This window comes from Mycobacterium cookii, from assembly GCF_010727945.1.
GTDB classification, from domain to species: Bacteria; Actinomycetota; Actinomycetes; order Mycobacteriales; family Mycobacteriaceae; genus Mycobacterium; species Mycobacterium cookii.
The window spans coordinates 1,566,029-1,592,973 of the sequence record NZ_AP022569.1; the positions used below are offsets into that span (position 1 = coordinate 1,566,029).

A 26,945-nucleotide genomic window follows, 5' to 3' on the forward strand; every position below is an offset into this window, starting at 1 on the left:
GCTTTCTGCCCGCCTTCGAGCGACAACTCCGGCGACCTGACCTGCTTGTCGCTCGGAGGTGGGCACGTCGGACCTCCGTCGGCCCAGCGGCCCACGTGGCAGATGGTGCAAAAGTCACACCGGCAGCAGCTGGTCGATCACGGCTGCGAGCTGCTTGGCCGACCGGCACTCGTGCATGGTGATGACCTCTTGGTAGCGGGGCACCGCGGAGTCGCCGCTACCCCAGAGGTGCTTGGGCTCGGGATTGAGCCAGTGTGCGTGCCGGCTGGCGGTCACCATGTGGGCCAGCACGTCGGTGGCCGGGTCGCGGTAGTTGGTCCGGCCGTCACCGAGCACCAGCAGCGAGCTGCGCGGCGATAACACGTTGGGATGCGCCTGAATGAACGAGACGAAGGCGTTGCCGTAGTCGCTGTGGCCGTCGCGGGTGTAGACACCGGCCTCCCGGGTGATCCGCTGGATCGCCACGGCGAGGTCGGCATCCGGGCCGAACATGTGGGTGACCTCGTCGCTGGTGTCGATGAACGCGAACACCCGGACCCGGGAGAACTGCTGGCGCAGGGCATGCACCAGCAGCAGGGTGAAGTGGCTGAACCCGGCGACGGAACCCGACACGTCGCACAGCACCACGAGTTCCGGGCGAGCCGGACGGGGTTTGCGCAGCACCAAGTCGATCGGCACCCCGCCGGTCGACATCGATTTGCGCAGCGTCTTGCGCAGGTCGATCGCCCCCGCGCGGGCGCGGCGCCGCCGCGCGGCCAGCCGGGTGGCCAGAGTGCGGGCCAGCGGTTGCACCACCCGGCGCATCGAGCGCAGCTGGTCACCGGATGCCCGCAGGAACTCCACGTTCTCGGAAAGCTGTGGGATGCCGTACATCTGGACATGGTCACGGCCGAGTTGCTCGGCGGTTCGTCGCTTCGTCTCGGCGTCGACCATTTTTCGCAGCTGAGTGATTCGCTGTGCGGCAAGGGCTTTCGCGATCTGCTCCTGCGTCGGCGTGGGTTCGTCGCCGTACGGGGCGAGCAGGCCGGCCAGCAGCTTGCCCTCCAACTCGTCGAGCGCCATCGACTTGAGGGCCTGATACGACGAATACGACGGTCCGCGGCTGGAGTTGTATTTGCCGTAGGCGTCCACGATCTGCGCGATCATCGCAACCAGGCGCTCGTCCATGTCGGCGAGCTCGGGGTTATTGGTGAGCAGATCGAGCAGCATCTGGCGCATCGCCTCGACGTCGTCGGGCGGCAACTGGACGTCGGGATCGATGGCGTCTTCCTCGGTGACCGCGGCCCGGGTACCCAGGGCGGCAGGCCACCACAGGTCGAACATCGCGTCATAGGTTTCGCGGTGCTCGGGCCGGCGCAACACCGCGCACGCCAGACCTTCACGCAGGATCTCGCGATCACCGAGACCGAGCACACCCATCACCCGGCCGGCGTCCACCGTCTCTGACGGACCGACCGAGATACCTTGCCCGCGAAGCGCTTCGACAAAACCGACCAGGTGGCCCGGGATGCCGTGCGGAGCTAACGGCTGGCTGGGGCGAACGCGGCGGACGGCCATGGTTCACACCTCAGTTCAGCCGGAGTTCGCTGGTTGCGCGCTGCTGGTCGGACTGGTGCTTGAGCACCACGCCCATCGTGGCGGCGATCGTCGCGTCGTCGATGGTGTCCATGCCGAGCGCCAGCACGGTGCGTCCCCAGTCGATGGTCTCGGCAACCGACGGCAACTTCTTGAGTTGCATGCCGCGCAGCACGCCGATGATGCGCACCAACTCCTCGGCGATGTGACCCGGCAGCTCGGGAACGCGGGACAACAGAATCCGGCGCTCCAATTCGGGGTCGGGAAAGTCGATGTGCAAGAACAGACAGCGGCGTTTGAGCGCTTCGGACAGCTCACGGGTGGCGTTGGAAGTCAGGACGACGAACGGCGTTCGCTCCGCGGTGATGGTGCCCAACTCCGGGACCGTGACCGCGAAGTCGGACAGGACTTCGAGCAGCAGGCCTTCGATTTCGATGTCGGCCTTGTCGGTTTCGTCGATCAGCAGAACGGTCGGGTCGGTGCGCCGGATCGCGGTCAGCAGCGGCCGGGACAGCAGAAATTCCTCGCTGAACACGTCGAGCTTGGTCTGGTCCCAGTCCCCCGAACCGGCCTGGATTCGCAAGATCTGCTTGGCGTGGTTCCACTCGTAGAGCGCGCGTGCCTCGTCGACGCCCTCGTAGCACTGCAGCCGGACCAGTCCGGATCCGGTGGCCTGTGCCACGGCGCGGGCCAGTTCGGTCTTGCCGACACCCGCCGGGCCCTCCACCAGCAGCGGCTTGCCGAGCCGGTCGGCAAGGAAAACCGCAGTCGCGGTCGCGGTGTCGGGCAGGTAGCCGGTTTCGGACAACCGCCGTGCGACATCGTCGATGTCGGCGAACAGCGGCGCCGGGCGCGCGGGCACACTCACTTCTGCGTTCTCCTCAGCAATGTCAGGCCGGACGAATCTGACCGTCTCCCCAACCGATCCACTTGGTCGAGGTCAATTCGGACAGTCCCATCGGTCCTCGGGCATGCAACTTCTGGGTGGAGATGCCGATCTCCGCGCCGAAACCGAACTGCTCACCGTCGGTGAACGAGGTCGACGCGTTGACCATCACCGCGGCCGCGTCGACCGCTTCGGTAAACCGTTGGGCAGCTGCCATATTGGTGGTCACGATGGCTTCGGTGTGACCGGTGCCGTATTCGTTGATGTGCGCGATCGCCTGGTCGACGCCGTCGACGACCGCGACCGCAATGTCCATCGAGAGGAATTCGCGGCGCAATTCGGCCTCGTCGGGGTCCAGGTGCACGGTGACGCCGGCGTCCTGCAGCGCAGTGATCAGCCGCGGCAGAGCCTGGTCGGCGATCGCCGCGTCGACCAGCAGCGTCTCGGCCGCGTTACACACACTCGGGCGACGAGTCTTGGAGTTCAACAGGATTCGTTCGGCCATGTCCAGGTCAGCGGCGCCGTGCACGTAAACGTGGCAGTTGCCCACCCCCGTCTCGATGGTCGGCACATAGGAATCGCGGACCACGGCCTCGATCAGACCGGCTCCGCCACGGGGAATCACCACGTCGACCAGACCACGGGCCTGGATCAGGTGGGTGACCGAGGAGCGGTCGGCGGCCGAGAGCAATTGCACGGCGTCAGCGGGCAGATCTTCGCCGACCAGCGCGTCGCGCAACACCGAGACGAGTGCGTCGTTGGATTTCGCCGCCGACGCGCTGCCCCGCAACAGGGCGGCGTTGCCGGATTTCAGAGCCAGACCGAACGCGTCGACGGTGACATTGGGCCGTCCCTCGTAGACGATCCCGACGACGCCAAGCGGGACGCGCTGCTGGCGCAGCGCCAGCCCGTTGGGCAGGGTGTAGCCGCGCAATACCTCCCCGACCGGGTCGGGTAGCCCCGCGACCTGCCGCAGGCCGGCGGCGATGCCTTCGACGCGCTTGGTGTCCAGCGCGAGCCGGTCGAGCATGGCGGTCGGTGTATCGGCGGCGCGGGCCGCATTCAGGTCTTCGGCGTTGGCGGCCAGGATCCGGTCGGTGTTGGCCACGATCGCGTCCGCCGCGACGAGAAGCGCCTGGTCTTTGGCGACTGTCGGCAGTGAGGCCAGCACGCGGGCGGCTACCCGGGCCCGGCGCGCCGCGTCGTGTACCTGCTGGCGCACGTCGGGTGCAGAAAAAGCATGCACACTCATTGACCAAGGGTAGCGAGTTTCCTGATGCCGGGTTGAGATGGCCCTGTCTTTGCTAGTTCACCGTGCGCGCGGACCCGTCCGACATTGTGGGCCGGGCACTTGCCATCGACGGTAAAAAGGCTGCCTCTGGTGTACGCTCTGCGGGCAGCATCTGGCCGACCGTAATGCCTGCAGCGGAGCAGATCCCGGCCCGTTTGACTGCCCCCGAAGCGTTAGCTGGTCCGCACCGACAACCGAATTGAGCCTCCGTTGGTCAGTCGCCGTATTGCTCGTATTTCGGGCGCCGCCGCCGGTGGATTGCTGGTTGCCGCGTGCCTGCCGACGGCCGTTTCTGTCGCCGACAGCTACCAGATCCTTCCGGAGCCGGGTTCCGTCGAACAGATCACCGGATTCTTCGGCTCGCCCGTGACCCCTCCCGCGGTGGTGAACAGCTTCCAGGGGCAGCAGGTATTCGAGCTGTTCGATAAGACAACGGGTCAGGTGGTCGGAACTTTCGATGCCGACGAAAGCACCAACTCGTCGTTGTACGGTGCCGCCAACCAATTGCTTCTGGTCACCAATGACCTGACCGGCACCGCCGGCACCGGCTCCGGGGATGTCCCCCCGGTCGGCTCGATCATCAACATCGCCGATTTCGGGCACGGCTACCAGACGATCTATGCGGCCCTCGCCTCGACCGACGGCGACGTGGTGACGAAATACCTGACGACGCCGTTCGGGACCTCTTCCTCGCCAGGCTATTTCGATGCAGCACTGGGTCACGGCATTCTGTCGGCGGACACCCAACCGGTGCAGCTCGCCGACGGTTACTACTGGGCCCCCGCGACCGGGATCGACGAGAACATCACCTCGGTCGGGGGGTTGCCGCCCGCCGACATCGCCATCGAGGGAAATCAGCTCTTCAATGTCTATGACGCGGCCAACGATCACGCGACCGGCGCGTTTCAGGCCCTGGTGACCAACACGTCGGACCTGGTGTTCAACACCACCGAGGAAATCTATGTCACCCAGGACATTTCGGGCACGGCGGGGACTGCCGCCGGTGACACGCCGCCGGTCGGCACCCTGATGAATGTCTTCTACTTCGCCGACCCCCAGATCTACAACCTTTATGAGGTGACGCCGACGTCATCGGGAAACGTCATCTCGGACACCTTGGTGACTCCGTACGGCGACTTCAACATTCCGCTCCCCTACGACGCCACCTCCGCGATGGACGTCCACTCGTTCACGCTGCCCACCAACGGCGAGAGCATCGTTCCGGTGGGCACCGAAGTGCTCGCGGGAGTCAACGGGGTGCCGCCGGTCGACTCGAGCTTCCACGGATATCAGGAATTCGCGCTCGAGGACGCGTCCGGTCACACGATTGGCACCTTCGACGGCGATGTCGCCACCACGACAGGCCTTTTCGGCAACTTCGGAAACTCCAGCGAGGCCATTCTGGTCACCGCCGACTCGGGCAACGTCGGTACCGCCGCGGGAGAGCTGCCGCCCGTCGGCTCGGAGTTCGACGTGGTGTACCACCCATTCGGATTCGAGACCATTTACTCCGACATCGTCTCGACGACCGGGGCGAACGTGATCTCCGAGACCTTGGTGACACCGTGGGGCGACTTCTCCATGCCCACTAGCATGGATCTCGCCGCGCACCTCGCCGACAGCGTTCTGCTCGTTCCCGGCGGGCTGGGCGAACTCATATCCAATCTGTTCTGACCCCAGACCATTTCGGCTGGGCCGCACTTACGACCCGAGGCTGCGGACGTCCCTGCGCCGGTCCTCGATGATGCGGCCCAACTCCTGAAGCAGCATGGGGGTTCGCAGCACGAGATCTTCGATGTGCTCGCGGTCGATCTCCAGCGCCGTCACCTCTTCCAGCGCGTATGCGCCAGAGAAGCTCGGCTGACGGGTAAGGGTGCTCAGCCCCAGGAACGAACCCTCTTCCAGCACGCTGAGCGGAACCACCGAACCGTCGTCGGTGGTCGTCGTCAAGCGGATGCTGCCGTTGACCAAAAACGTCATAGCCGTTGGTACTTCGCCGGCGTACTGCACGATCTCGTCGGTGCCGTAACGAATCACTCTTGCGTGCGGGACGAGTAAATCCTGGTCGGTGTCGCTCAATCGCAGGGCGGGTGCCACCACGGTGCGCATCGCCTTCTGCACCCGCGCGGGTGTGGAGAAGTCATCGTCGTCGCCGTCGAGGTGCAGGTCCTCGCGCCGCGCCGCATACCAGATCCATCGCAGGAAGGTCGCTTGCGCGGCACCGTCATCGGCCGGCGACTTCAGCGCGATGCTGACTCGGTATTCACCATTACCCGCCGCGGTCGCCGACGGCGCCACGTCGATCTTGCGTTGCGGCAGCGCACCGGCCACCCGCACCAGCAGGCGGCGAACCCGATCGGGTGGGTCGGAGATCGAAAACGTTGTGGTGATGGACAGTTTGTGCGCGTGAGGCGGGCGACTGAGGTTGGTGAAGGAGGTGGCAGCCAGCACCGAGTTCGGCGTGATCTGCAAACCGTGACCGGTTTGAATGTGGACCGCGCGCCAGTTCGCTTCCACGACGCGGCCGCGCGCGGCGGGGGTTTCCAGCCAGTCTCCGATCCGGAACGGCTGCTCGAACAACATGAACAACCCGGACACGATCTGGCCGACGGAGTTCTGCAGCATCAAGCCGATGACCACCGAAGTCACACCGAGCGCGGTGAACAGACCGCCGACCCGGACACCCCAGACGTAGGAGAAGATGAGCGTAAGGCCGACCGCGATCAGCAAAAACCTTGTCACGTCCCGGAATATCGTCGGCACACGCTTGCGCCACGACCCTTCGGGCGCCCCCTCGAAGACGGTCGCGTTCAGTCCTGAGAGCAGCAGAACCAGAACCACGAAACCGAACACCGTCGCCAGGTCCCGCACCGAGGTGTTCCGGGCCGGCACTTGCGCCACCTTGACCAACAACACCAGCAGCGCGCCCAGCGGCACCAGATAGTTGCGCAGCAGATTGACCGGCCTGGTCAACGCGCTTCGTCGGCGGGCGAGGTAGTGGTGCCATTCGGTGAGACCGATCAGGACAACAGGAAGCCCGAAGGCCAGTCCGCCGGCCCAGTACAACCACAACGAATCGACGGGACTCATGCGCGGTCCGACAATCGCCAGATCGGCTGCTCTGCGCCGTCGACGCTGATGCTGCCCGCCGGCGTGAACTGCCGGATGTCGCGCATCACCTCGTACGCCTCGGATGTGACGAAGACGCCGGAATCCGCTGTGCTGCTGCGCATCCGATGTGCGAGGTTGACCGCGGTGCCCCACATGTCGTAGATGACACTGGATCTGCCGACCAGGCCACTGGTCACGTTGCCGGTGTTGATTCCGGCCCTGATCGCGAGATGGTGGCCCGTTCTGGAGTTGAACCGCTCGATGATGCGCTGCATCTCGACGGCGAAGTCGACGGTGCGGGGCACGCTGTCCAGCCGCGGGACGGTCAATCCGCAGCTGGCGAGGTAACCGTTGTGCACGGTCCGAATCGGCTCGACGCCACAGGTTTCCGCCGCCGAGTCGAGTTCGCGCATCAACTCGTCGACGATGCCGACCAACTCGTCACCCGATACCGCGCTCGAAATCTCGTCGAGGCCGATGATGTCGGCGAAGATCACCGTGACGTCCTGGTGTTCCTGGGCGATGGTCTGCTCACCATCGCGATAACGCCGCACCACCGGTTCCGGCATCAGCGACAGCAGCAGTCGATCGTTTTCATTGCGTTGTTCGGTCAGCAGACCTTCCTTGATCTTGAGATTGCGGCTCATCTCATTGAAGGCGCTGGTGAGATCGCCGATCTCGTCGCGGGTCGTCACCGGGATCGCGACGTCGTAGTTGCCGGCGCTGATCTCCTCCGTACCGGCCCGCAACCGGCGGATCGGCCCGACGAAGGCCTGGGCGATCAGCATCGCGAGCACGCATATGACGAACACCATCACCGCGGTCGTCACGATCAGTGTCCGGGTGAACGACTCGATGCGGGAATAGGCCTCGGAGCTGTTCCTGGTTGCCAGGATCGACCACCGCAAGTCCGAATTGGGGATCGACACCGGAGCGTATGCCGCAAGTTCCTGGTCGCCGAGGTAGCCGTGGTCGAGGACCGTTCCGGTCTGCCCACGTTGCGCGGCGTGGAACGCTGCGGTGTCGACCGGCTGCACCAGCGTCGTGCCGTGCCACCGTATCGCCTTGGCGACAATGTCGGGCGGCGTGCCCGCCGCCACCGCGTCGCGTTCGTATTTTTTCGGGTCCTGCAGGAAAAGCCGCGAGTCAGAACGCATCAGCCCGTCCGGACCCGCCAGGTACGTCTCCGCTGTCTCGCCCATGCCGGCGGATTTCCAATGCTGGTCGGCCGTCATTATCCGGTTGATTTTCGAGATCGGCAGCGGCAGCGCGAGGACTCCGTTCGTCTTGCCGCCCGAATTGATCGGTGACACCAGCCACGCGATGGGCATTCCGCCGGCCGCCTGGAACGGCTGGAAATCGGTTATCCAGACAAAGTCGACCGAGTCGGCGTCCATCGCCTTTTCGTAAGCATCACGCAGGTTGGACTCGCGAAAGGGGCCGGTCAAGATGTTGGTGCCCAGAGCGGGACCTTTGTTCACGGTGTAGACGAGGTTGCCGCGAGTGTCGAGCAGCATCGCATCCCGATATTCGAAGCGGGTCGCAATCTCGCGAAAGTACTTGTTGAACCGGACATTCGCGGCCGACCATGCGCTGCCGTCACCTGGGTCCTGGGGGGCATTGGAGTCGTGCGAGTGCAGTGTGTAGTGCACCTGGAGATATTTCTGCGCGTTGTTATCGGGCATCAGCGCGGCGAGGTCGAGGTTCACGCCCGTTGCCTGCTGAATCGGCTTGATCAGCTTGTCGGTGTAGTACGTTTCCAGCGCTGCCTGTTGGCCGGGATCAACTGGCGCCTCGCCCAATTGGTCGAATCCTGCGGTGAACGCCTGGACCGCCTCGTCTGCCGTGGTGCCGCGACTGTAGACCGCGAGCGAGTTGGCGAGGTCGCCGAACAGCATCTCGATCGCCCGCCGCTGCGCCTCGCGCAGCTGGGTCATGCGTTCGGCTGCGACGGGCATCAGCTTGCTCCGCCCGTCGACGAACTCGACCGTGCCGATCACCGCCAGCGACGCAAGGCTGGACAACAGCAGCATCACGATGATTTTGGATTGCAGGCTCAGCCGAGACAGTGGGCGACGTAGCCTGGCTCGTGCGGCAGGCGCCGTTTCGACCGGTTCCGAATCAATTGAGCTCTGCGCCGTCAATCGGCTTTCCTTTCGTTGACGGGGCCGGAAAAGCCCAGATCACGCAGCAGCGTAACGCGAATGGTGTAATGAAATGGGATTTGCCGAAAACCGTTATCAACACGTGGTTTGTGAATTCGAACCGGACTCCATAACGTCGGCTGAATGACTCGGGTATGCGTGGTGGGCAGCATGAATATGGATATCGGATTCGATGTCGATCAGCTGCCCCGCCCGGGTGAGACCACATTGGCCATTTCGGCGCGCTCGACGCCCGGCGGAAAGGGCGCCAATCAGGCCGTGGCGGCGGCGCGCGCGGGAGCGCTGGTGCAGTTCGTCGGCGCGGTCGGTGACGACGCCGCCGCCGCGCTGCTGCGCGACCATCTGACGACCAATGGGGTGGGCACCGACCGATTGCTCACTGTGGCCGGACCCAGCGGCAACGCGGCCGTGATCGTCGATTCCTCCGGCGAGAACATCATCGTGGTCGCACCGGGCGCGAACGGCAAACTCACCCCGGATTCGGCGGCGTTGCGCGGTTTCGCCGCCGACTGCGATGTGCTGTTGCTGCAGTTGGAGATTCCGGTCGCCACTGCGACCGCGGCTGCCCGCCGGGCCCATTCGGCCGGCGTGACCGTGATGCTCAACGCCTCGCCGTCGGGCGGTGACGAGGCCGAGCTGGCACAGCTGGCCGACCTGACCGACGTGTTGGTCGTCAACGAAACCGAAGCCGCGCAATGGGTTTGGCCGGTTAAGCACCGGGTCACCACGCTGGGCGCGCGCGGAGCCAGCTACACCGGCGACGGTACCGAGTTCACCGTCGACGCGCCGGCCGTCGACGCGCTCGACACGTCCGGTGCCGGTGACGTGTTCGCCGGCGTGCTGGCCGCGGGCTGGGCCCTCGACCGTCACGATGCCTTGCGCCGGGCCTGCGCGGCCGGGGCGCTGGCGACGCTGACCCCCGGCGCCGGAGACTGCGCGCCGTATGCCGCCGCGATCGACGACGCCACCCTCGCGGGCTGACGGCATCACCGCGAACGGCGAACATCGTGGGCGATGGCCAGGCCGTCACCGGTGTGGAGTTCGTCGGCGGTCTGATCCATCAGCACGCGACTACGGTTGGGCGAGAGCAGGATCGACACATCGTGGTGCGGCGATCCGCGGCGCATGATCGGCAAACTACTGCGCAATGTGCGCGCCGGTGGGCATCGAAGCCCTTTCGCCGGTTCGGATTTCGCCGCTGAGCACAAGATCACCGTCACCAGCACCGCTTTCAGCGCGCCCGCTGTTTCACACCATCGCGGTGATCGAGCCCGACGTCGCGCAGGTCGACGGCGGCGCGTTGCGGCCGGGCACCGCGGGGATACGTTTCACCCCGGGCGATCTGAGACACCGCGGATACGCCGGCCCGCGGCACGCTGACCGGCAGCTACCAACGCCCCTGACCGGCCGGGTGCTTGATTCCACGGACCGCCTGCGCGATCCTGAGATAGAAATCGTTGGACCGCTTATGCCCTGGAGCGCAAGATGGCATCCTCGAACAGCTATCGACTTCTTCAAATCGCTCTCGTTGCCTTCGGCGCGGTGATGATCCTGCTCTATCCCCTTGCCGTGGTGTGGCCGGCGGGATGGGCATGGCACCACGGTGCCCCGTACCAGTCGCACTACTTCATGATGATCGTCGGCGTCTACGCGACGCTGGGCGTCTTCCTGTGCAATGCGGCGCGACACCCGGAGGCCAATCTCAGCCTGATCTGGTTCGCCGTGTGCTCGAGCGTGGTCCACGCCGCGATCATGGCGGTGCAGTCCTTCAGCAGCGGCCACCACATGGGTCATCTGTGGGGAGACGTGCCGGCCCTGCTGCTGGTAGCAATCGTGCTGTCGGTGCTCGTGCGGTCATCCGGTATCGGCCGACCCGCTGAGCGCTAGTCCTCGGGAACCTCAGAGTCCGGCCGCACGGGTCACCCTAGCGAAGCGACTGGCGGGATCGCAGGCTTCGCGCACCGCGGCGACATCGTCGACGACGTCGACGTCAGTCAAGAGTTCCACCGGAGTCACTCCAATACCGTTGTCACGCAATGCCTTCAAGGTGAGCTCGCCGGTGTCGGGCTGGGACATGGGGACGCCGCGAAGGCATTCGGCCGCCGCCGGCGTCTGTAGCCCGAGGATCCACCAACCGCCATCGCACGCCGGTCCGAGCACACCCTGCGCCTGCAGTAGCCGTCGTGCGCAACGGGTCAGAAGTTCATCGGTCACCTGCGGGGTGTCCATCCCGATCTGCAACACAGGAAGCCCCCCGGACCGAGAGTGCGCGTCGGCGTGCGCATTGGCGAGCCGGTCGGCGAAGTTGTCTCCGCGCTGACCGATCACCGTGAAAGATTCGAGTCGACAACGGATGTCGGCGGCGCCGGCGGCACCGTCCAGGTTGCCGGTGAGCGCCACGACTCGCGCCGCAACCGGTGCAGCGGCGGCCGCGTCCAGCGTGTCCAGCAGCGCGGCGGCGGCGATCTCGGCGGCGACCCGGTCGCCCACGGTCGCGGCAAGCCGGGTCTTGGCCCGGCCGGGCTCCGGAGCCTTCGCCACCACCAGCAGGGTCACCGGCAAGGGACTCACGAGATCACCTTCCAGAAGTCGAAAATCGCGGTGATGCTGCCCCGGAGGGAACCGCTGACCTTGGATTTACCGCCCGTCCTGGGGCCGTAGCTGACGTCGAGCTCGACCACACGCCAGCCGGCAGCTGCCGCGCGGACAAGCAGCTCCAGCGGGTAGCCCGACCGTCGATCGACGACACCCAAATTCAGCAGCGCCTCGCGCCGGGCCACCCGCATGGGCGCGATGTCGTGCACCGGCAGGCCGTGGCGGGTCCGCAGCCGCCAGCTCATCACGACGGTGCCAACCCGGGCCACCCACGGCCAGCGCAGCCCGGGCACCGGCCGACGCCGGCCGATCACCAGATCCGCACCCTGCTCGAGTGCGGCAACCAACCGGGGCAGGTCACCGGCGTCCATCGAGCCGTCGGCATCGATGACCGCCACAATCCCAGTCGTCGCGCCGACCACTCCGGCGTGCACCGCTGAGCCGTATCCGGGCCGCGGTTCGACGAGCACTTCAGCGCCGTGACGGCCGGCCACGGCGGCGGTGTCATCGGTGCTGTTGTTGTCAACCACCAAGGTCCGATAGCCGGCGGGAACAGCGGCCAGCACCGCAGGCAATGACTCCTCCTCGTCGAGGCAGGGCAGCACCACCGTGACCAGATTGTCGGGGTCGGGCATGGCATCCGACACTAAGGCATCTCCTAACGCAGCGGGGCGAACGCGAATTGACGCAGGCCATCGCGCGGATCGACGGCCGCGCGGAAACCCAGCACCTCGGCGGCCCGCGCCGGATCGGCGACGATGTGTCGCACGTCGCCGCTGCGATACTGCCCCGTGACGACCGGGGACAACGCGCCATCGCGGGCGTCGCACAGGGCGGTCGCGACCTCGCGGATCGAAATGGGCTGTCCTGAGCAGACATTGACTGCGGTGAAGCCCTCACGCTCGGATGTCGCCGCAACGTTGGCGGCGGCCACGTCATCGAGGTGGACGAAGTCGCGCATCTGACCCCCGTCTTCGAAAACTTTTGGCGGTTCGCCCTTTTCGATCGAGGAGCGGAAGATCGCGGCAACCCCGGAATACGGGGTGTCACGCGGCATTCCGGGACCGTAGACGTTGTGGTAGCGCAACGCCACGACCGATCCGCCCGTCGATTCCGACCACGCCAGCGCGTAGTGTTCCTGCGCGGTCTTGCTGGCCGCGTACAGGCTGCGCGGCCGCAGAGCGGCATCCTCGTCAACGAGCCGCCACTGTAATTCCTCGCCGCCGAGCGGACAGCGATGCTCGAAGATCCCGGCGTCCAGGTCGGCCCTCCGCCGCGGTAGCGGGTCGACCGGCCCGTGAGCCGGGCAGGCGTAGCGGCCCTGCCCGTACACCACCATCGACGACGCGAGCACCAGACGCCGGACCCCAGCGGCGAACATCTGTGCCAGCAGCACCGTTGTAGCCAGATCGTTATGGCCGCCGTAGGCCGGCGCGTCGGCGGCGTCCACCCCGGCTCCCACCATCGCGGCCTGATGACACACCAGGTCGACACCTGCCAGCAGCGGGGCCAGCGACGGGCCGTCTCGCACGTCGACCTGGTGGCATCCCGGCGGCAGCTGCGGATCGGGTCCGTGCGCAGCGGGCAGCAACACGTCGACACCGACGACGTCGTGCCCGTCGGCACGCAGCGCCGAGCCCACCCGCGAACCGATGAAACCGGCCGCCCCGGTCAGCAGCACCTTCACGGCACCCCTATCTCTCTGCGCACCCGCTTGTTGAGCAGCTTCGTATTCCCCTCGAATTCGACCACACCGTCTGTGACAGCCGGTGGCTGTTCCCTCAGCCCGGCGGTAACAGGTCCGGGGTGACGATCTGCAAGCCGCTGCCACCGTCGGGGTCACTGCCAGTGACCAATACCGCGCCCGAACGTGAATCGACGGCAACCGAATTGGGCTGTTGCACAGTCGGCAGATCGCCGAGTACCCGCGGCTTCGCCGCATTCGAGGTGTCGATCACCCGCATCAGGTTGGAGGCGGTCAGCGTGACGTAGAGGCGTCGGCGAACCGCGTCGTAGGCCAGCCCGTAGGGTTTGCCCGGAGCGTCGATCTTGGCGACCTGCGCAAGTTGCGGATCGATGCGCTCGACGAAGACCGCGCCGCCGTCGGTGTCCGCGAACGCGGCCGCATCGCCCGACATTGCCACTGCGTGGGTCAGTTTCATCCCGACTGGCCCCTGCGCCACCTGCTGATGAGTCGACCCGTCGTACACCCAAACACCGTTTCCCTGCACGTCGGCAACTGCGGCGTATTCACCTACCGCCGCGACACCGCCCGGCTGGACCGGGCCGGCGGGAAGCGACGCGATCACCGTGCCCGCGCGCACGAAAAGCACGCCACCCTCGCGCTCATTGGTGACGACGATCGTGCCCCCGGCCGTTTGGGCCGCGTCGTGCGGTTGGCGGCCCACACCCGTTGTGGTGGAGGTTATCCGGCCATCGGCGATGTTCAGCTCGCATAGTTCATTGGACCCCTCCAGCGGCACCAACAAAGGCCCGTCGGGTCCGGCCAGGCTCAGGTGCCGGGCCGCTCCGTCGGTCGGAACTGTCTGACGGACCGCACCGGTGGCGGCGTCGATCAACTCGACGCCGTCTGGGTTACGTACGGCGACGGCCCCAATTCCCGACTCAGCGATGACGATGCCTTCAGGTGCGTTGCCGATCGGGACAACCTTCCCAGCCGGCGGCACAGCAGGGGCCCCAGCGGGCGCGGGTTCGGCTGGGGGTGTGGTGGCGCGTGCCCGGACCGGGGCCGTGGTAGGTGCAGGTGAGCCCGTGTCACTGCTGCAACCGGCGACCAGCAGGCCGATCGCCAGCAGGCACACCAGCCTGCAGCGCAAGTTCACAACTCCACTGTGCCCGACCGTGCCGGTCGTTGAAGTCGAAGCCGTACCACGAGTGGCGGCAAGGTACACACCGACTTATGTTTATGCCAATGCTCAGGAGCATCAGGGCCTACCCCAACCCGTGCTGCTCAGGTGGCAACCCATTGAGTGTCCGGCAATCCCGTTCCCCATCAGCATCGAATAGCAATTAAATGTCCGATGATGCGAAAGGGTGGGCACTTGAAGGTCTTCACCTCGCTCCGAGCTCTACTTCCGCCCGCAGCACGCCAGGGCGCACACGCGTCTGCGCCACGTCTCGGTCGGAAGCGGCGATGACGCCGGATGTCCGCGAGGCGGCTTCAGTGGGGTCGGCCGACCTGATCTACCGGTCAGCCGCGGCGGGCAGTTCATGCTGGGCCCGCAACCATCACGGACACCGTCGTGAATTGCCGATGGCCCGCTGGATGGGAGGGCCGGACACCACGCATGAGGATCGGCTCGCCGATGAGCACGTACTCGGCCATTGCTCGTGGCGCCCGACTCTGGATTTGGGGTGCGGTCCCGGGCGATTCACTGCTTCTCTGCAGCAGCGCGGATCGCCCGCACTTGGAGTCGACAGTTCGGCAGCCGCGGTCGAGATGACACGTCGACGCGGGGGCACCGCGATCCGCGGCGACCTGTTCGCACCGTTGCCCGCGGAGGGCAGCTGGGAACGAGTCCTGCTCATCGACGGCAATATCGGTATCGGGGGTAATCCAGTCCGGACTTTGAGGCGCGCCGCGGATCTCCTTGCGCATGGTGGCATCGTCATTCTCGAGATGGACTCCCCGGCAACTCTGTTCTGTTACGAAATGCTCCGCTGGGAAACGGAGCAATACCTGGGGCATTGGTTTCCGTGGTCGCGCGTGGGGGCCGCCGCGCTCGGCGACATCGCATCAGCCGCCGGGTTCCTGGTGACTCAGGTCATCGAGATTCACAACCGGGTGATTGCGGTGCTGACAGTCGCAGCCCGTAGCGGAGCGAGTCGGTAGCCTGACGAAGATGGTGTCGCGTTCGGGTGAAGGCCCCGACGAAGATGGTCAGGCAGGCGACGCGATCGAGGCGCCCTTCGGGTTTCCCGCACCGCTGTGGCGGGCGCTGGAGCGGCACCGCCCGCCCGGGATGGGTCTGCTGCAGCGGTGGCGCAGCCCGCTGCGGGGGCCCTGGCTGACGTCGGTATTCGGGTCGGTGCTGCTGGTCGGGCTGCCGGTGCTGATCCTGACCGGGCTGCTGTCCTACATCGCCTACGGTCCGCAATTCGGTCAGGCCATCCCGCACGACGTCGGATGGCTCAAACTGCCCACCTTCGATTGGCCGAGTCGGCCTTCGTGGCTTTACCGCCTCACACAAGGTGTGCACGTCGGTTTGGGTCTGATCATCATTCCGGTGGTGCTGGCCAAGCTCTGGTCGGTGATTCCCCGATTGTTCGCGTGGCCACCACTGCGCTCGATCGCGCAACTTGTCGAGCGGCTGTCGTTGTTGATGCTGGTCGGAGGAATCCTCTTCGAGCTCGCCACCGGGGTGCTCAACATCCAGTACGACTACATCTTCGGGTTCAGCTTTTACACCGCGCACTACTACGGGGCGTGGGTATTCGTCGCCGGTTTCGTCATCCACGTGCTGATCAAGTTGCCGAAGATGGTCACCGGTCTGCGTTCCCTGTCGTTTCGCACCGTGCTGCGCACTTCACGCGCCGACACCCGTCCCGAACCGCCCGACGTCGACGGGCTGGTCGCCGCCTATCCCGCGCCGGCAACGGTGAGTCGCCGGGGCGCGCTGGCATTGGTCGGGGGTGGCGTCCTGTTCGTCGCGGTGCTTACCGCCGGCCAAACGCTCGGCGGCTTCACCCGCCGTGCTGCGCTGCTGTTGCCGCGCGGACGCAGCCGCGGCGACGGGCCCAACGATTTCGAGGTCAACAGGACCGCTGCGGCTGCCGCGATCAGACCGGCCGATACCGGCGCCACCTGGCGACTCGCCGTGCATGGTCCGTCAGGACGGCTACTGCTGGACCGGGCCGCCCTCGAAGCGATGCCGCAGCACACCGCCGAACTGCCGATCGCATGCGTCGAAGGGTGGTCGACCACCCAATCGTGGAGCGGGGTTCGCCTGCGCGACCTGGCTGTCTTGGCCGGGATAACCACGCCTGCCCGGGCGATGGTGCGTTCACTGGAGCGCTTTGGTGGGTTCAATCATGCGGTCCTGCAGGCCAACCAGGTGGCCAATCCCGATGCGCTGCTTGCCCTTCGGGTCAACGGCGTCGACCTGTCGATGGATCACGGCTATCCCGCGCGCATCATCGTGCCCGCGCTGCCCGGTGTGCACAACACCAAATGGGTACGGTCCATCGAATTCGGGCAGCCCTGACATGCGCGCACTGATCACCCGGTTCACCGCCTTCTACGGCGCTAACCCATTACACCTGCTTGGCACGATCGCCGCGTGGGCACTGGCGGGATATGTCGTGACTCTGCTTGGCCCGCAAGCCCTATGGAACCACAAGGTGTGGTGGCAGTCGATCGCGGTCTGGTTTCTCGCTGCAATCGTCGCTCACGACCTGGTCCTGTTTCCGCTCTACGCCCTCGCCGACCGCTCCGTCACGGGCGCATTCGCAGCTGTTCGAGGTCGACGGAAAGGGCCCTCACCGTGGGTGTCGCCGCTGAATTATCTCCGTGTCCCGACCCTGGCGGCGGGGCTGTCGCTGCTGCTGTTCTTTCCCGGAATCATCCAACAGGGACAACCGAGCTACGTCGCGGCCACCGGGCAGAACCAACAGCCGTTCTTCGGGCGCTGGCTGCTGCTGGTTGCCGCCCTGTACGGTCTCAGCGCGCTGGCCTACGCCAGCCGGTTCGCTCTGACCGGGCACCGCGGGAAAGCCACCGACATTCACATCGATGCCGACGCCGAGGACACGGGCAGCGACCCAAAACTTCGACCATAGGCTGGTCTCTGTGAAGATCGGACGCCGCGAGGCCGTCGCGGCGCTGCTGGGCATGGCACTGGTCGTAGCGGCTTTCGTGGTGCCCCATTTGAGCTTGGGCCTTATTACCCCACTGATCCGCAGCACCCCGCAGCAGATCCACGATTACGCTTCGACCGCACCACTTTTCGGCTGGTGGAAAGCCCATGTCGGCTGGGGCAGCATCCCGGCCGTCGCCATCGGTATTGCAGCGTTGCTGTGGGGCCCAAGCCTCGCGCAGCGAATGTCGTGGCGGGTGCTCACACTCGTGGTCTGGTCCACGTCGTGCGGCTGGGCTTTTTCGTTGGCGATGATCGACGGCTGGCAGCTCGGGTTCGCGGGGCGGCTGGTCGCCCGCCACGAATATCTGCGGCAAGTGCCGACGATCACCGATATCCCAGAGATGCTGCGGACCTTCTCCGGCCGCATCCTCGACTTTCAGCCCAATTCGTGGATCACCCACGTGTCCGGACATCCGCCCGGTGCACTGCTGACATTCGTGTGGCTCGACCGCATCGGCCTGAGCGGCGGTGCGTGGGCAGGTGCGTTTTGTCTGCTGGTCGGGTCAAGCGCGGCGACCGCGGTGATCGTCGCGGTGCGCGCTGTGTCCGATGAGCCGACCGCGCGGCTGGCCGCACCGTTCGTCGCGGTCGCACCGACCGCGATCTGGATTGCCGTTTCCGCAGATGCCTACTTCGCCGGTGTCGCCGCTTGGGGTATCGCCTTGCTGGCACTCGCGGCGAGCCGCACGGTCCGCTGGCCCATTCCCGTTGCCGCCGGTGCCGGACTGCTGCTGGGCTGGGCGATCTTCTTGAACTACGGACTGATGTTGATGGGGCTGCCCGCGCTGGCGGTGCTCATTGCCGTGCGTAACCGCCGGGCAGCGCTGACCGCATTGGCCGCCGCGGTGCCCGCCGCGGTGGCGGTGGCGGTGGCGTTCGCGGTGGCGGGGTTCTGCTGGTTCGACGGTTATACCCTTGTGCAGCAACGCTACTGGCAGGGTATCGCGGCGATCCGGCCGTTCCAGTACTGGAGCTGGGCGAACCTGGCGTCGGTCGCGTGCGCGATCGGCCTAGGCAGCGTGGCCGGATTGGGTCGGGTCTTCGATATCGCCGCGATCCGTCGGCGTTCCGGTCTGCACCTGCTGGTACTGGCCGCGATCACTGCAATCCTATGCGCCGATCTGAGCATGCTGAGTAAGGCCGAAACCGAACGCATCTGGCTACCGTTCATGGTGTGGTTGACCGCGGCGCCGGCCTTGCTGCCCCCCTCAACCCACCGATGGTGGCTGGCCGCCAACGTCATCGGCGCCCTCGCTATCAACCATTTCATCCTCACCAACTGGTAGCCGCGCCAGCCGGTCGCGACGGGTGATCGCCGCGAAGCGCGCGCAGTCGATGCTGTCCAGCGACACGCTCTAATCCTCGGGAACCTCGCGCTCGATCTCGTCGAGCCAGGCCTGCGCCGACATGTCCGACGGTGCGCGCCAGTCGCCGCGCGGCGACAGCGCGCCGCCGTGAGACACCTTGGGGCCGTTGGGCAACGCGGAGCGTTTGAACTGGCTGAAAGAGTAGAACCGCTGCACAAAGACGTGCAGCCAATGCCGAATCTCCTTGAGCGAGTATGACGGTCGCTTGTTCGCCGGGAATCCCGGCGGCCAGTTGCCCCGCTCGGCGTCGCTCCACGCGTGCCACGCCAGGAACGCGACCTTCGACGGCCGGAACCCATAGCGCAACACGTGGAACAGCGAAAAGTCCTGCAGGGCGAACGGCCCCACTTTCGCCTCGCTGCTCTGCAGCTCCTCCTCCTCACCGCTGGGAACGAGCTCGGGGGTGATCTCGGTGTCAAGCACCGACTGCAGCACCTGCGTGACCGCTGAGTCGAACTCACCCGAGGCGATGACCCAGCGGATCAGATGCTGGATCAGCGTTTTCGGCACGCCGGCGTTGACGTTGTAATGCGACATCTGATCGCCCACACCGTAGGTCGACCAACCCAGCCCGAGCTCGGACAGATCGCCGGTGCCCAACACGATGCCGCCGCGCTGATTGGCCAATCGGAAGAGATAGTCGGTGCGCAGCCCGGCCTGCACGTTCTCGAATGTGACGTCATAGACCTTCTCGCCGCTGGAGAACGGGTGACCCATCTCCTTGAGCATCAGCTTGGCGGTTTCGGTGATGTCGATCTCGGCGAAGGTCACCCCGAGGGCGCGGCACAATTCGACCGCATTGCGTTTGGTGTGCTCACCGGTGGCGAAGCCCGGCAGGGTGAACGCGAGAATGTCGCTGCGGGGCCGCGCTTCTCGGTCCATCGCGCGCGCCGCGACGATCAGCGCGTGCGTCGAGTCCAGCCCACCGGAGACTCCGATGACGACCTTCGGAAAGTCCAACGCGCGCAGCCGTTGTTCGAGCCCGGCGACCTGAATGCTGTAGCCCTCGTAGCAGTCCTGTTGCAGCCGTTGCGGATCGGCGGGCACGAACGGGAAGCGCTCGATTCGCCGGTGCAGCCCGATGTCACCGGCCGGCGGGTCCAGCTGGAATTCGATTCGCCGAAACGAGTCCGCTGAAGTCCGGTGGTGACGACGGTTGTCGTCGAAGGTGCCCATCCGCAGCCGTTCAGCGCGAAGCAGCTCGAGGTCGACGTCGGCGACGCTGCGCCGCTCGCCTCTGGGGAATCGCTCGGATTCGGCGAGCAGGACGCCGTTCTCCCACACCATCGTCTGACCGTCCCACGCCAAGTCGGTCGTCGACTCGCCCGCACCCGCAGCGGCATATACGTAGGCGGCCAGGCAGCGCAGCGACGCCGAGCGGGCCAGCAGCGCCCGGTCGTCGGCGCGGCCGATCGTGATAGGGCTGCCAGACATGTTGGCCAGCACCGTCGCGCCCGCCAGTGCGGCTTGCGCGCTCGGCGGAATCGGCACGAACATGTCCTCGCAGATTTCGACGTGCAGGACGAAGCCGGACAGATCGGACGCCGCGAACAGCAAGTCCGCGCCGAAGGGCACCTCGGCGCCGGCGACCCTGATGGTGCCGTGTTCGTCGTCGCCCGGCGCGATCTGGCGACGCTCGTAGAACTCGCGGTAGGTGGGCAGGTACGACTTGGGCACCACCCCGAGCACCGCGCCGCCGTGGATGACGACGGCGGTGTTGTAGATGCGGTGTCGGGAGCGCAGTGGGGCGCCGACCACCAGCACCGGCAGCAGATCGGCCGACGCCGTGACGACGTCGACAAGTGCGTTCTCGACGGCGTCCAGCAGCACGTCCTGCAGCAGGATGTCCTCGATCGAGTAGCCCGACAACGTCAGCTCCGGAAATACAGCCAGCCCGACGCCGTCGTCGTGGCACTGGCGGGCCAGCCGAAGAATCGACTCGGCGTTGGCCGCCGGGTCGCCGATCGAGGCGTGGTGCGTGCATGCGGCGACCCGGGCAAAGCCCTGGCTGTAGGCGTTGTAAAAGTCCATCGCCCCTCTATTGTCGCCTAACCTGCGGCAATCCTGAAAGATGCGGCGCCCGAGGTGGTGTGCCGACCCGATTTCGGCAAGACCCGCGAGGCCCGTTTCCTGGACATTCCGTCTACTGGACCGCCAATATTGCACAGGTATTTATCTGCCTCGAAAAGGAGAACGATCATGATTCGACGATGTTTTGCCGCCACCGCAATATTCAGCGGGCTGGCGACCGCTCTCGCGGCTCCCGCCTTGAGCGACATGAACGGGCACTACACCTTCACCGAAACGGACGCGGCGGGTCAGTCCGCGAGCAGCGACTGGTACGTCACCCCCTGCGGCGACGGCTGCGCAGCAGTCGCTCTCAAACCGGGTGGGCCGACCAAGCAGGCACACCTCGTCAACGGTCAGTGGAGTCTGGACAGCACCGACAGCTTGGAGTGCGAGGACGGCTCCCACGCTCCCGACGCCACCACCGCGCATTTCACTTGGGATCCCAACACCCTTACCGGGACCGTCGTCTCCACCGATGTGAAGCCCGTCTGCGGCCAGCAAGCAGGCCATCAGGAGACCAACAACATGAAACTCGTCTTGGTGCCCTGACGCATCCTTGACCGCCCCCGGGGCGCCCGCCGGTCCGTACTCTCGAATGGGTGAGGGCTGGGCGTGCGGAATCCCCCGAGCTAGTCGCTTTGCTGACCGGGCGCCGTCTCGCGCTGCTCACCGGTGCCGGTATGTCCACCGACTCCGGCATTCCCGACTACCGCGGTCCCGATTCGCCGCCGAGCAATCCGATGACGATTCGTCAGTTCACCTCGGATCCGGTTTTCCGACAGCGCTATTGGGCACGCAACCACGTCGGCTGGCGGCATATGGACGAGACCCGGCCCAACGCCGGGCATCGGGCGGCGGCGGCACTCGAACTCGCCGGTGTAGCCAACGGCGTCATCACCCAGAACGTGGATCGGCTACACACCAAGGCCGGTAGCAGCAACGTGATCAACCTGCACGGCACCTACGCCCGAGTGGTCTGCCTGAGCTGTGGTCACTCCATGAGCCGCGCTGCGCTGGCCGAACAACTCGACGCGCTCAACCCGGGGTTCACCGAACGGGTTGAGGCGGTCGGCGGGTTGGCGGTCGCCCCCGACGCTGATGCCGTGATCGCCGACACCGAGTCTTTCCGCTATCTCGATTGCCCGGTCTGTGCCGGCATGCTCAAGCCCGACATCGTGTACTTCGGCGAAAGCGTGCCTAAACACGTTGTCCACCAAGCTTTTTCACTCGTCGAGGACGCCGACGCGCTACTGGTCGCAGGTTCGTCGCTGACGGTGTTTTCCGGCTACCGGTTTGTCCGGCACGCCGCGACACTGGGCATCCCCGTCGCCATCGTCAACCGCGGACCGACTCGCGGTGACGAGTTGGCCACCGTCAAGGTCGAGGGCGGTTGCTCGGAGATCCTGACGCTGCTGGCCGAGGAGCTATTCGCCGTCTCGGCCCGCTAGAAGGTGCACGGCATGCTGCGGATGCCGTGGATGAAGTTGCCCGGGACGTACGTGGGCTCGCCGGCCTGGACGTCCGGCAGTTGGTGCAGCACTTCGCCGATGATCGCGCGCAGTTGCGCCCTGGCCACGTGCGCGCCGAGACAGAAGTGCACGCCACCACCGCCGAAACCGACGTGGGGATTGGGGCTGCGGCTCAAGTCGAGCCGCTCCGGGTGCTCGAACACGTCGGTGTCCCAGTTGCCGGACGAGTAGAACATCACGACTTTCTCGCCGGCGCGAACGGCCCGGCCGCCGAGCTCCACATCCGTTGTGGCGGTGCGACGGAACGTCATCACCGGAGTAGCCCAGCGAATGAACTCCTCGACCGCTCCGCCGATGCGATTGTCGAAATCCTCCAGCAGCCAGGCGCGCTGGTCGGGAAAGTCGGTCAGCGCCTTCAGCGCGTGGCTGGTTGTCTGGCGGGTGGTGTCGTTGCCGGCGACGGCAAGCAACACGAAGAAAGCGGCGATGTCTGCGTCAGCCAGCCGGTCGCCGTCGACCTCGGCGTTCACCAGGCCGCTGAACAGGTCTTCGCCTGGATTCTCGCGTCGATCCGCGGCAAGCCCGAAGGCCACCTGGTGGATGTACATCTGCGATTCGAAGAGCACTTCCAATGGCTGGCGGCCGTTGAGGTAGATCGGGTCGGCCCAGGACACCATGGCGTCGGCCGCGTGTGCGACCTTCTGCCGCTCTCCTTCCGGGATGCCCACCATGTCCGACAGGGTGCGCATCGGTAGTTCTTTGGCGCAGTGCTCGACGAAATCGGCGCCGCTGCCTGCGGCGGTGAGCTCCTCGACGATGATCTTGGCGTTGGCCTTGATCGACTCCTCGATGCGCCTGACCTGCCGCGGGGTGAACGCTGCGCTGACCAGTTTGCGTAGGAAGGTGTGCCGCGGCGGGTCCATCGCCAGGAAGGATTGCGACGCCTCGAGCAACTCCTCCGGCACGTTTTCGAAGAGAACACCCTTGCCGGACAGGAACGTCTCGTTGTCGCGGCTCACCGCGACGATGTCGTCGCGACGGGTGACGGCCCAGTAGCCGGGATCGTCCGGGTCGGACATCAGGGCGTCCTCAACCGGCGGATGCCAGCTCACCGGCCGCTCGGCCCGCAGGACAGCGAACGAGCTCTCCCGCTCCTGCGCGCTGGCGGACCAGAACGCGCGCGATGACAGATCGATGGGGTCGTAGGCGCGGGGGGTCGCGGCCGTCGCTGTCATGGTGAATCCTCCATCAAGCTATGACGCCGATCACATGGCGAAGCACATCTGACACTAAATCTAGACATTATGTCTAGTCAAGGTGTCATAATTTCGGCTATGCCGTCAGTCACCCGTAAGCCGCAAGCCCGGCGGCAGGAGCGCCGCGGGCAGATCGAGCGCCGTCTGCTCGACGCCACCGAGCGGCTGATGCGCGCCGGCGCAAGCTTCACCGAACTCAGCGTCGACCGGTTGTCGGGCGAGGCCGGGATGTCGCGGGCGAACTTCTACATCTACTTCGAGGACAAGGGCGACCTGCTGCGCCGGTTGGCCGCCCAGGTGTTCGGCGACCTGGCCGACAGCGCCGAACTCTGGTGGAGTGTGGCGTGGCGGCACGATCCCGGCGACATACGCGCCGCCATGGCCGGCATCATCGCCGGCTACCGGCGGCATCAACCCGTCCTCGTTGCGCTCAACGAGATGGCGGCATACGACCCGCTGGTGGCCGCGACCTATCGCGAATTGCTGAGCGGGATCTCCGGGCGACTCACCCAGGTGATCGAGGACGGCCAGGCCGACGGCTCGATCCGCCGCGAGCTGCCCGCGGCGACCACGGCGAGCGTGCTGACCTGGATGGTCGAGCGGGCCTGTCAGCAGAACCTCCCGGTCCGACCAGCCGACTACGATGCCGAGCTGACCACTACGCTAACCGAAATAGCCTGGGGCGCGCTATATTTGACGCCAGCGCGGGGTTAGACGGCAACCAGGTCGTCGGCATGGACGGCGGGCCTGCGAAGTTCGGCGGGCAACTCCGACGTCGACCGGCCGATCATCGTGGCCAGTTCGGCGGCGTCATAGGCGACCACCCCGCGAGCCACCAGGGCCGCGTCCGGGCCGGTCAGGTCGACCACGTCACCGCCGTGGAAGCGGCCGGACAGCGCCGTGATCCCGGCCGGTAGCAGCGAACGGCGTTGTCCGAGAACAGCACTCACTGCGCCGTCGTCGAGGGTGAGCGAGCCGGCCGACTCCGCGGCGTAGCGCACCCAGAACCGGCGCGCCGACATGCGATTGGGTCGCGCGGCGAACACGGTGCCCACCGACGCATCCGCCAGCGCCGTCGCGGCGTCGGACGCGGCCGCCAACAGCACCGGCACCCCGGCGTCGGCGGCCAGCAGCGCCGACGACATCTTCGAGGCCATCCCGCCGGTGCCCAGGTGACTGCCCTGTCCCGCGGTGACGCCGTCGAGGTCGTCTGGGCCGGAAACCTCAGCGATGAACCGTGATTCGGCGACCTTACGCGGATCGGCATCGTAGAGACCGTCGATGTCGCTCAGCAGTATCAACGCGTCGGCCCCGACCAGATGCGCCACCAACGCCGACAGTCGATCGTTGTCGCCGAATCGAATCTCGTTGGTGGCCACCGTGTCGTTCTCGTTGACGATCGCGACCGCATGCAAGGCGCGCAACCGATCCAGGGTGCGCTGAGCGTTGGTGTGCTGCACCCGCATCGAGATGTCGTGCGCGGTCAACAACACCTGGCCGACGCTGCGCTGGTAGCGGGCGAAGGCGGTGCTCCACGCATTGACCAGCGCGACCTGCCCGACGCTGGCCGCCGCCTGCTTGGTGGCCAGATCCGTGGGACGCCTGTTCAGGCCCAGCGGCTCGATGCCCGCCGCGATGGCGCCGGAGGACACGATGACGACGTCGGAACCCGCTTTCATCCGCGCCTCGATGGCGTCGACGAGGCCGGCCAGCCGGCTGGCGTCGAACATGCCGGTCGGGGTGGTCAATGCGGTGGTGCCGACCTTGACGACGACGCTCCGCGCGGTACAAACAGCCTCGCGTGCAGTGCTATTCATTACCACTCTCGCGCCGTTGCTTCCTGGCCGCTTTACGTTCGTCAGCGCCGACCCGGTCGGTGTTCTCCAGACGCGGGTCGGTGCCCCGCCTCGTCATCACGGCGTCGATGCCCGACGGAGTCTGTGGCTCCCAGTCGAAGGTGACGTCGCCGATGGTGACCGCGCACCCGGGCCGCGCGCCGAGCTTCACCAATTCGTCCTCGACACCCAGCCGGGCCAACCGGTCACCGAGATAGCCGACCGCCTCGTCGTTGTCGAATGCGGTCTGGGCGATCCAGCGTTCGGGCCGCCGGCCGCGGACCACGAAGCCACCCTGCCCATCGGATTGCACGGTGAAACCGGACTCGTCGACGGGCACCGGGCGGATTACCGGCCGGCGCGGCACCACCACCGGCTGGGATTCCTGGTATGCCGCGACCATGTCGGCGAGCCCGAAGATCAACGGCTGCAGTCCTTCTCGGGTAACCGTCGACACCAAGAACACCGGCCAGCCGCGCTCGGCGATCTCGTCGTGGACGAACTCTGCCAGCTCGCGGGCTTCGGGCACGTCGATCTTGTTCAACACCACCGCCCGTGGCCGCTCGACGAGGTCCACCAGCGCCGAATCTCCTTGCAGTGTCGGCGTATAGGCGGCCAGCTCGGCTTCCAGTGCGTCGATGTCGGAAATCGGGTCGCGGCCTGGCTCGAGCGTCGCGCAGTCGACGACGTGCACCAGCACGGCGCACCGCTCGATGTGACGCAGGAAGTCCAGACCCAGCCCGCGGCCCTGCGACGCCCCGGGGATCAGACCCGGCACGTCGGCGACGGTGAATGTCCGCTCCCCCGCCGACACCACCCCGAGGTTGGGGGCCAGCGTGGTGAACGGGTAGTCGGCGATCTTCGGCTTGGCCGCTGAAATCGTGGACACCAGTGAGGATTTGCCGGCGGACGGGAATCCGATCAAGCCGACGTCGGCGACCGTCTTGAGTTCCAGCGTGAGGTCGCGGGACTCACCCTTCTCGCCGAGCAGCGCGAACCCGGGCGCCTTGCGGGCGCGCGATGCCAGCGCGGCGTTGCCCAGCCCGCCGCGGCCGCCGGCGGCGGCTTCGAATCGGGTGCCGATACCGACCAGGTCGGCGAGCATCCGGCCGTCCTCGTCGAGCACGACGGTGCCGTCGGGAACCTTGATTTCCAGATCGGTGCCAGCCGCGCCGTCGCGGTTGCCACCCATCCCCTGCTTGCCCGACGGGGCGTCGACATGGGGCCGGAAATGAAAGTCGAGCAGGGTGTGCACCTGCGGGTCGACGACCAGCACGATGCTGCCGCCACGGCCACCGTTGCCGCCGTCGGGACCGCCGAGCGGCTTGAATTTCTCGCGGTGAACCGAGGCGCAGCCGTTACCGCCGGATCCTGCCCTCGTGTGGATGACGACGCGGTCGACAAACCGAGGCATCGGAATTCCTCTTACTCCTCAGGCGTGCGACC

At 66.3% G+C, this 26,945-nt stretch carries 23 protein-coding genes and 2 pseudogenes; 10 read left to right on the top strand and 15 right to left on the bottom strand.

Going from position 1 to position 26,945, the window contains the following annotated elements:
• Positions 1-114 precede the first annotated feature (114 nt).
• Genes G6N27_RS07425 through G6N27_RS07435 form a run of 3 tightly spaced genes read right to left on the bottom strand, consistent with a single transcriptional unit; the run spans position 115 to position 3,713 of the window.
• Positions 115-1,557 carry a vWA domain-containing protein gene (locus G6N27_RS07425; protein ID WP_163775757.1) on the bottom strand — a complete coding sequence of 481 codons (1,443 nt, stop codon included), beginning with the start codon at positions 1,555-1,557 and terminating at the stop codon, positions 115-117.
• Positions 1,558-1,567: 10 nt separating this feature from the next.
• Positions 1,568-2,443, bottom strand: coding sequence for an AAA family ATPase (locus G6N27_RS07430; protein ID WP_163775758.1), 876 nt, complete (start codon positions 2,441-2,443; stop codon positions 1,568-1,570).
• Between the two features lie 22 nt (positions 2,444-2,465).
• Positions 2,466-3,713, bottom strand: coding sequence for a glutamate-5-semialdehyde dehydrogenase (locus tag G6N27_RS07435; RefSeq protein ID WP_163775759.1), 1,248 nt, complete (start codon positions 3,711-3,713; stop codon positions 2,466-2,468).
• 249 nt (positions 3,714-3,962) lie between these two features.
• On the opposite strand from G6N27_RS07435, the gene G6N27_RS07440 reads away from it, so the two are divergent.
• Positions 3,963-5,426, top strand: coding sequence for a hypothetical protein (locus G6N27_RS07440; protein ID WP_163775760.1), 1,464 nt, complete (start codon positions 3,963-3,965; stop codon positions 5,424-5,426).
• A gap of 27 nt (positions 5,427-5,453) precedes the next feature.
• Here G6N27_RS07440 and G6N27_RS07445 read toward each other — a convergent pair whose 3' ends face one another.
• Positions 5,454-6,842, bottom strand: a complete 1,389-nt coding sequence (locus G6N27_RS07445) for a mechanosensitive ion channel domain-containing protein (protein WP_163775761.1) — start codon at positions 6,840-6,842, stop codon at positions 5,454-5,456.
• Positions 6,839-9,007: an adenylate/guanylate cyclase domain-containing protein gene (locus G6N27_RS07450; protein WP_372513043.1), complete on the bottom strand. Its 2,169-nt coding sequence runs from the start codon at positions 9,005-9,007 to the stop codon at positions 6,839-6,841. The genes G6N27_RS07445 and G6N27_RS07450 overlap by 4 nt, the downstream gene beginning before the upstream one ends.
• A gap of 144 nt (positions 9,008-9,151) precedes the next feature.
• Between G6N27_RS07450 and G6N27_RS07455 the strand changes: the two genes are divergently transcribed.
• A complete protein-coding gene (locus tag G6N27_RS07455; protein ID WP_163775763.1) occupies positions 9,152-10,009 on the top strand; it encodes a PfkB family carbohydrate kinase in 858 nt (285 codons plus the stop codon).
• A 5-nt stretch (positions 10,010-10,014) separates the two neighbouring features.
• On the opposite strand, the pseudogene G6N27_RS07460 reads toward G6N27_RS07455, so the two are convergent.
• A pseudogene (locus G6N27_RS07460) lies at positions 10,015-10,140 on the bottom strand (GntR family transcriptional regulator); the annotation flags it as partial.
• Positions 10,141-10,513: 373 nt separating this feature from the next.
• Between G6N27_RS07460 and G6N27_RS07465 the strand changes: the two are divergent.
• A complete protein-coding gene (locus G6N27_RS07465) occupies positions 10,514-10,915 on the top strand; it encodes a DUF6632 domain-containing protein (protein WP_163775764.1) in 402 nt (133 codons plus the stop codon).
• Between the two features lie 12 nt (positions 10,916-10,927).
• Here the strand turns inward: G6N27_RS07465 and G6N27_RS07470 are convergent, their stop codons facing one another.
• The 4 genes from G6N27_RS07470 to G6N27_RS07485 all read right to left on the bottom strand — a co-directional run bounded on the left by G6N27_RS07470 (position 10,928) and on the right by G6N27_RS07485 (position 14,466).
• Complete coding sequence (locus G6N27_RS07470; protein WP_163775765.1) at positions 10,928-11,599, bottom strand: TIGR04282 family arsenosugar biosynthesis glycosyltransferase; 672 nt, start codon at positions 11,597-11,599, stop codon at positions 10,928-10,930.
• Positions 11,596-12,258 carry a glycosyltransferase family 2 protein gene (locus tag G6N27_RS07475; protein WP_179963357.1) on the bottom strand — a complete coding sequence of 221 codons (663 nt, stop codon included), beginning with the start codon at positions 12,256-12,258 and terminating at the stop codon, positions 11,596-11,598. The genes G6N27_RS07470 and G6N27_RS07475 overlap by 4 nt, the downstream gene beginning before the upstream one ends.
• 23 nt (positions 12,259-12,281) lie before the next feature.
• Positions 12,282-13,310: an NAD-dependent epimerase/dehydratase family protein gene (locus G6N27_RS07480; RefSeq protein WP_163775766.1), complete on the bottom strand. Its 1,029-nt coding sequence runs from the start codon at positions 13,308-13,310 to the stop codon at positions 12,282-12,284.
• A 94-nt stretch (positions 13,311-13,404) separates the two neighbouring features.
• Complete coding sequence (locus tag G6N27_RS07485) at positions 13,405-14,466, bottom strand: NHL repeat-containing protein (RefSeq protein WP_232064913.1); 1,062 nt, start codon at positions 14,464-14,466, stop codon at positions 13,405-13,407.
• A 311-nt stretch (positions 14,467-14,777) separates the two neighbouring features.
• Here G6N27_RS07485 and G6N27_RS07490 point away from each other — a divergent pair, with 311 nt between their 5' ends.
• The 4 genes from G6N27_RS07490 (at position 14,778) to G6N27_RS07505 (ending at position 18,788) form a co-directional block, all read left to right on the top strand.
• Positions 14,778-15,476, top strand: a complete 699-nt coding sequence (locus tag G6N27_RS07490) for a methyltransferase domain-containing protein (RefSeq protein WP_163775767.1) — start codon at positions 14,778-14,780, stop codon at positions 15,474-15,476.
• A 130-nt stretch (positions 15,477-15,606) separates the two neighbouring features.
• The gene (locus G6N27_RS07495) at positions 15,607-16,848 is read left to right on the top strand and encodes a molybdopterin-dependent oxidoreductase (protein WP_163781490.1); all 1,242 of its coding nucleotides are present in this window, start codon (positions 15,607-15,609) and stop codon (positions 16,846-16,848) included.
• 1 nt (position 16,849) lies between these two features.
• Complete coding sequence (locus G6N27_RS07500; protein ID WP_163775768.1) at positions 16,850-17,422, top strand: hypothetical protein; 573 nt, start codon at positions 16,850-16,852, stop codon at positions 17,420-17,422.
• A gap of 10 nt (positions 17,423-17,432) precedes the next feature.
• Entirely contained in the window at positions 17,433-18,788 is a 1,356-nt protein-coding gene (locus tag G6N27_RS07505; RefSeq protein WP_163775769.1) for a hypothetical protein, read from the top strand.
• Here the strand turns inward: G6N27_RS07505 and G6N27_RS25665 are convergent.
• Positions 18,777-18,906: pseudogene (locus tag G6N27_RS25665) on the bottom strand (GTP 3',8-cyclase MoaA); the annotation flags it as partial. The gene G6N27_RS07505 and the pseudogene G6N27_RS25665 overlap by 12 nt on opposite strands.
• Positions 18,858-20,900, bottom strand: a complete 2,043-nt coding sequence (locus G6N27_RS07510) for an NAD(+) synthase (protein WP_163775770.1) — start codon at positions 20,898-20,900, stop codon at positions 18,858-18,860. The pseudogene G6N27_RS25665 and the gene G6N27_RS07510, both read right to left, overlap by 49 nt.
• A 168-nt stretch (positions 20,901-21,068) precedes the next feature.
• Between G6N27_RS07510 and G6N27_RS07515 the strand changes: the two genes are divergently transcribed.
• Entirely contained in the window at positions 21,069-21,488 is a 420-nt protein-coding gene (locus G6N27_RS07515) for a hypothetical protein (RefSeq protein ID WP_163775771.1), read from the top strand.
• A 50-nt stretch (positions 21,489-21,538) separates the two neighbouring features.
• Complete coding sequence (locus G6N27_RS07520) at positions 21,539-22,387, top strand: SIR2 family NAD-dependent protein deacylase (RefSeq protein ID WP_163775772.1); 849 nt, start codon at positions 21,539-21,541, stop codon at positions 22,385-22,387.
• Here G6N27_RS07520 and G6N27_RS07525 read toward each other — a convergent pair.
• The gene (locus tag G6N27_RS07525; protein ID WP_163775773.1) at positions 22,384-23,643 is read right to left on the bottom strand and encodes a cytochrome P450; all 1,260 of its coding nucleotides are present in this window, start codon (positions 23,641-23,643) and stop codon (positions 22,384-22,386) included. The genes G6N27_RS07520 and G6N27_RS07525 overlap by 4 nt on opposite strands.
• A 99-nt stretch (positions 23,644-23,742) precedes the next feature.
• Here G6N27_RS07525 and G6N27_RS07530 point away from each other — a divergent pair, with 99 nt between their 5' ends.
• Positions 23,743-24,378 (top strand): TetR/AcrR family transcriptional regulator, encoded by a 636-nt coding sequence (locus tag G6N27_RS07530; protein ID WP_163775774.1) that lies wholly within the window; start codon positions 23,743-23,745, stop codon positions 24,376-24,378.
• On the opposite strand, the gene proB is transcribed toward G6N27_RS07530, so the two are convergent.
• Together proB and obgE are read right to left on the bottom strand one after the other, a co-directional pair.
• On the bottom strand, positions 24,375-25,481 hold the full coding sequence (proB, locus tag G6N27_RS07535) for a glutamate 5-kinase (protein WP_163775775.1): 1,107 nt from the start codon (positions 25,479-25,481) through the stop codon (positions 24,375-24,377). The two genes, G6N27_RS07530 and proB, sit on opposite strands and share 4 nt — an antisense overlap.
• Positions 25,474-26,913, bottom strand: coding sequence for a GTPase ObgE (obgE, locus tag G6N27_RS07540; RefSeq protein ID WP_163775776.1), 1,440 nt, complete (start codon positions 26,911-26,913; stop codon positions 25,474-25,476). Before obgE ends, proB begins: the two co-directional genes overlap by 8 nt.
• Positions 26,914-26,945: the final 32 nt, after the last annotated feature.

Excerpts from the sequence above, each read along its gene's own strand:
- G6N27_RS07425 (WP_163775757.1), bottom strand. The coding sequence starts at position 1,557 with ATGGCCGTCCGCCGCGTTCGCCCCAGCCAGCCGTTAGCTCCGCACGGC.
- G6N27_RS07435 (WP_163775759.1), bottom strand. The coding sequence starts at position 3,713 with ATGAGTGTGCATGCTTTTTCTGCACCCGACGTGCGCCAGCAGGTACAC.
- G6N27_RS07445 (WP_163775761.1), bottom strand. The coding sequence starts at position 6,842 with ATGAGTCCCGTCGATTCGTTGTGGTTGTACTGGGCCGGCGGACTGGCC.
- G6N27_RS07455 (WP_163775763.1), top strand. The coding sequence starts at position 9,152 with ATGACTCGGGTATGCGTGGTGGGCAGCATGAATATGGATATCGGATTC.
- G6N27_RS07465 (WP_163775764.1), top strand. The coding sequence starts at position 10,514 with ATGGCATCCTCGAACAGCTATCGACTTCTTCAAATCGCTCTCGTTGCC.
- G6N27_RS07475 (WP_179963357.1), bottom strand. The coding sequence starts at position 12,258 with ATGCCCGACCCCGACAATCTGGTCACGGTGGTGCTGCCCTGCCTCGAC.
- G6N27_RS07490 (WP_163775767.1), top strand. The coding sequence starts at position 14,778 with ATGACGCCGGATGTCCGCGAGGCGGCTTCAGTGGGGTCGGCCGACCTG.
- G6N27_RS07495 (WP_163781490.1), top strand. The coding sequence starts at position 15,607 with ATGGGTCTGCTGCAGCGGTGGCGCAGCCCGCTGCGGGGGCCCTGGCTG.
- G6N27_RS07500 (WP_163775768.1), top strand. The coding sequence starts at position 16,850 with ATGCGCGCACTGATCACCCGGTTCACCGCCTTCTACGGCGCTAACCCA.
- G6N27_RS07510 (WP_163775770.1), bottom strand. The coding sequence starts at position 20,900 with ATGGACTTTTACAACGCCTACAGCCAGGGCTTTGCCCGGGTCGCCGCA.
- G6N27_RS07515 (WP_163775771.1), top strand. The coding sequence starts at position 21,069 with ATGATTCGACGATGTTTTGCCGCCACCGCAATATTCAGCGGGCTGGCG.
- G6N27_RS07525 (WP_163775773.1), bottom strand. The coding sequence starts at position 23,643 with ATGACAGCGACGGCCGCGACCCCCCGCGCCTACGACCCCATCGATCTG.
- G6N27_RS07530 (WP_163775774.1), top strand. The coding sequence starts at position 23,743 with ATGCCGTCAGTCACCCGTAAGCCGCAAGCCCGGCGGCAGGAGCGCCGC.
- proB (WP_163775775.1), bottom strand. The coding sequence starts at position 25,481 with ATGAATAGCACTGCACGCGAGGCTGTTTGTACCGCGCGGAGCGTCGTC.
- obgE (WP_163775776.1), bottom strand. The coding sequence starts at position 26,913 with ATGCCTCGGTTTGTCGACCGCGTCGTCATCCACACGAGGGCAGGATCC.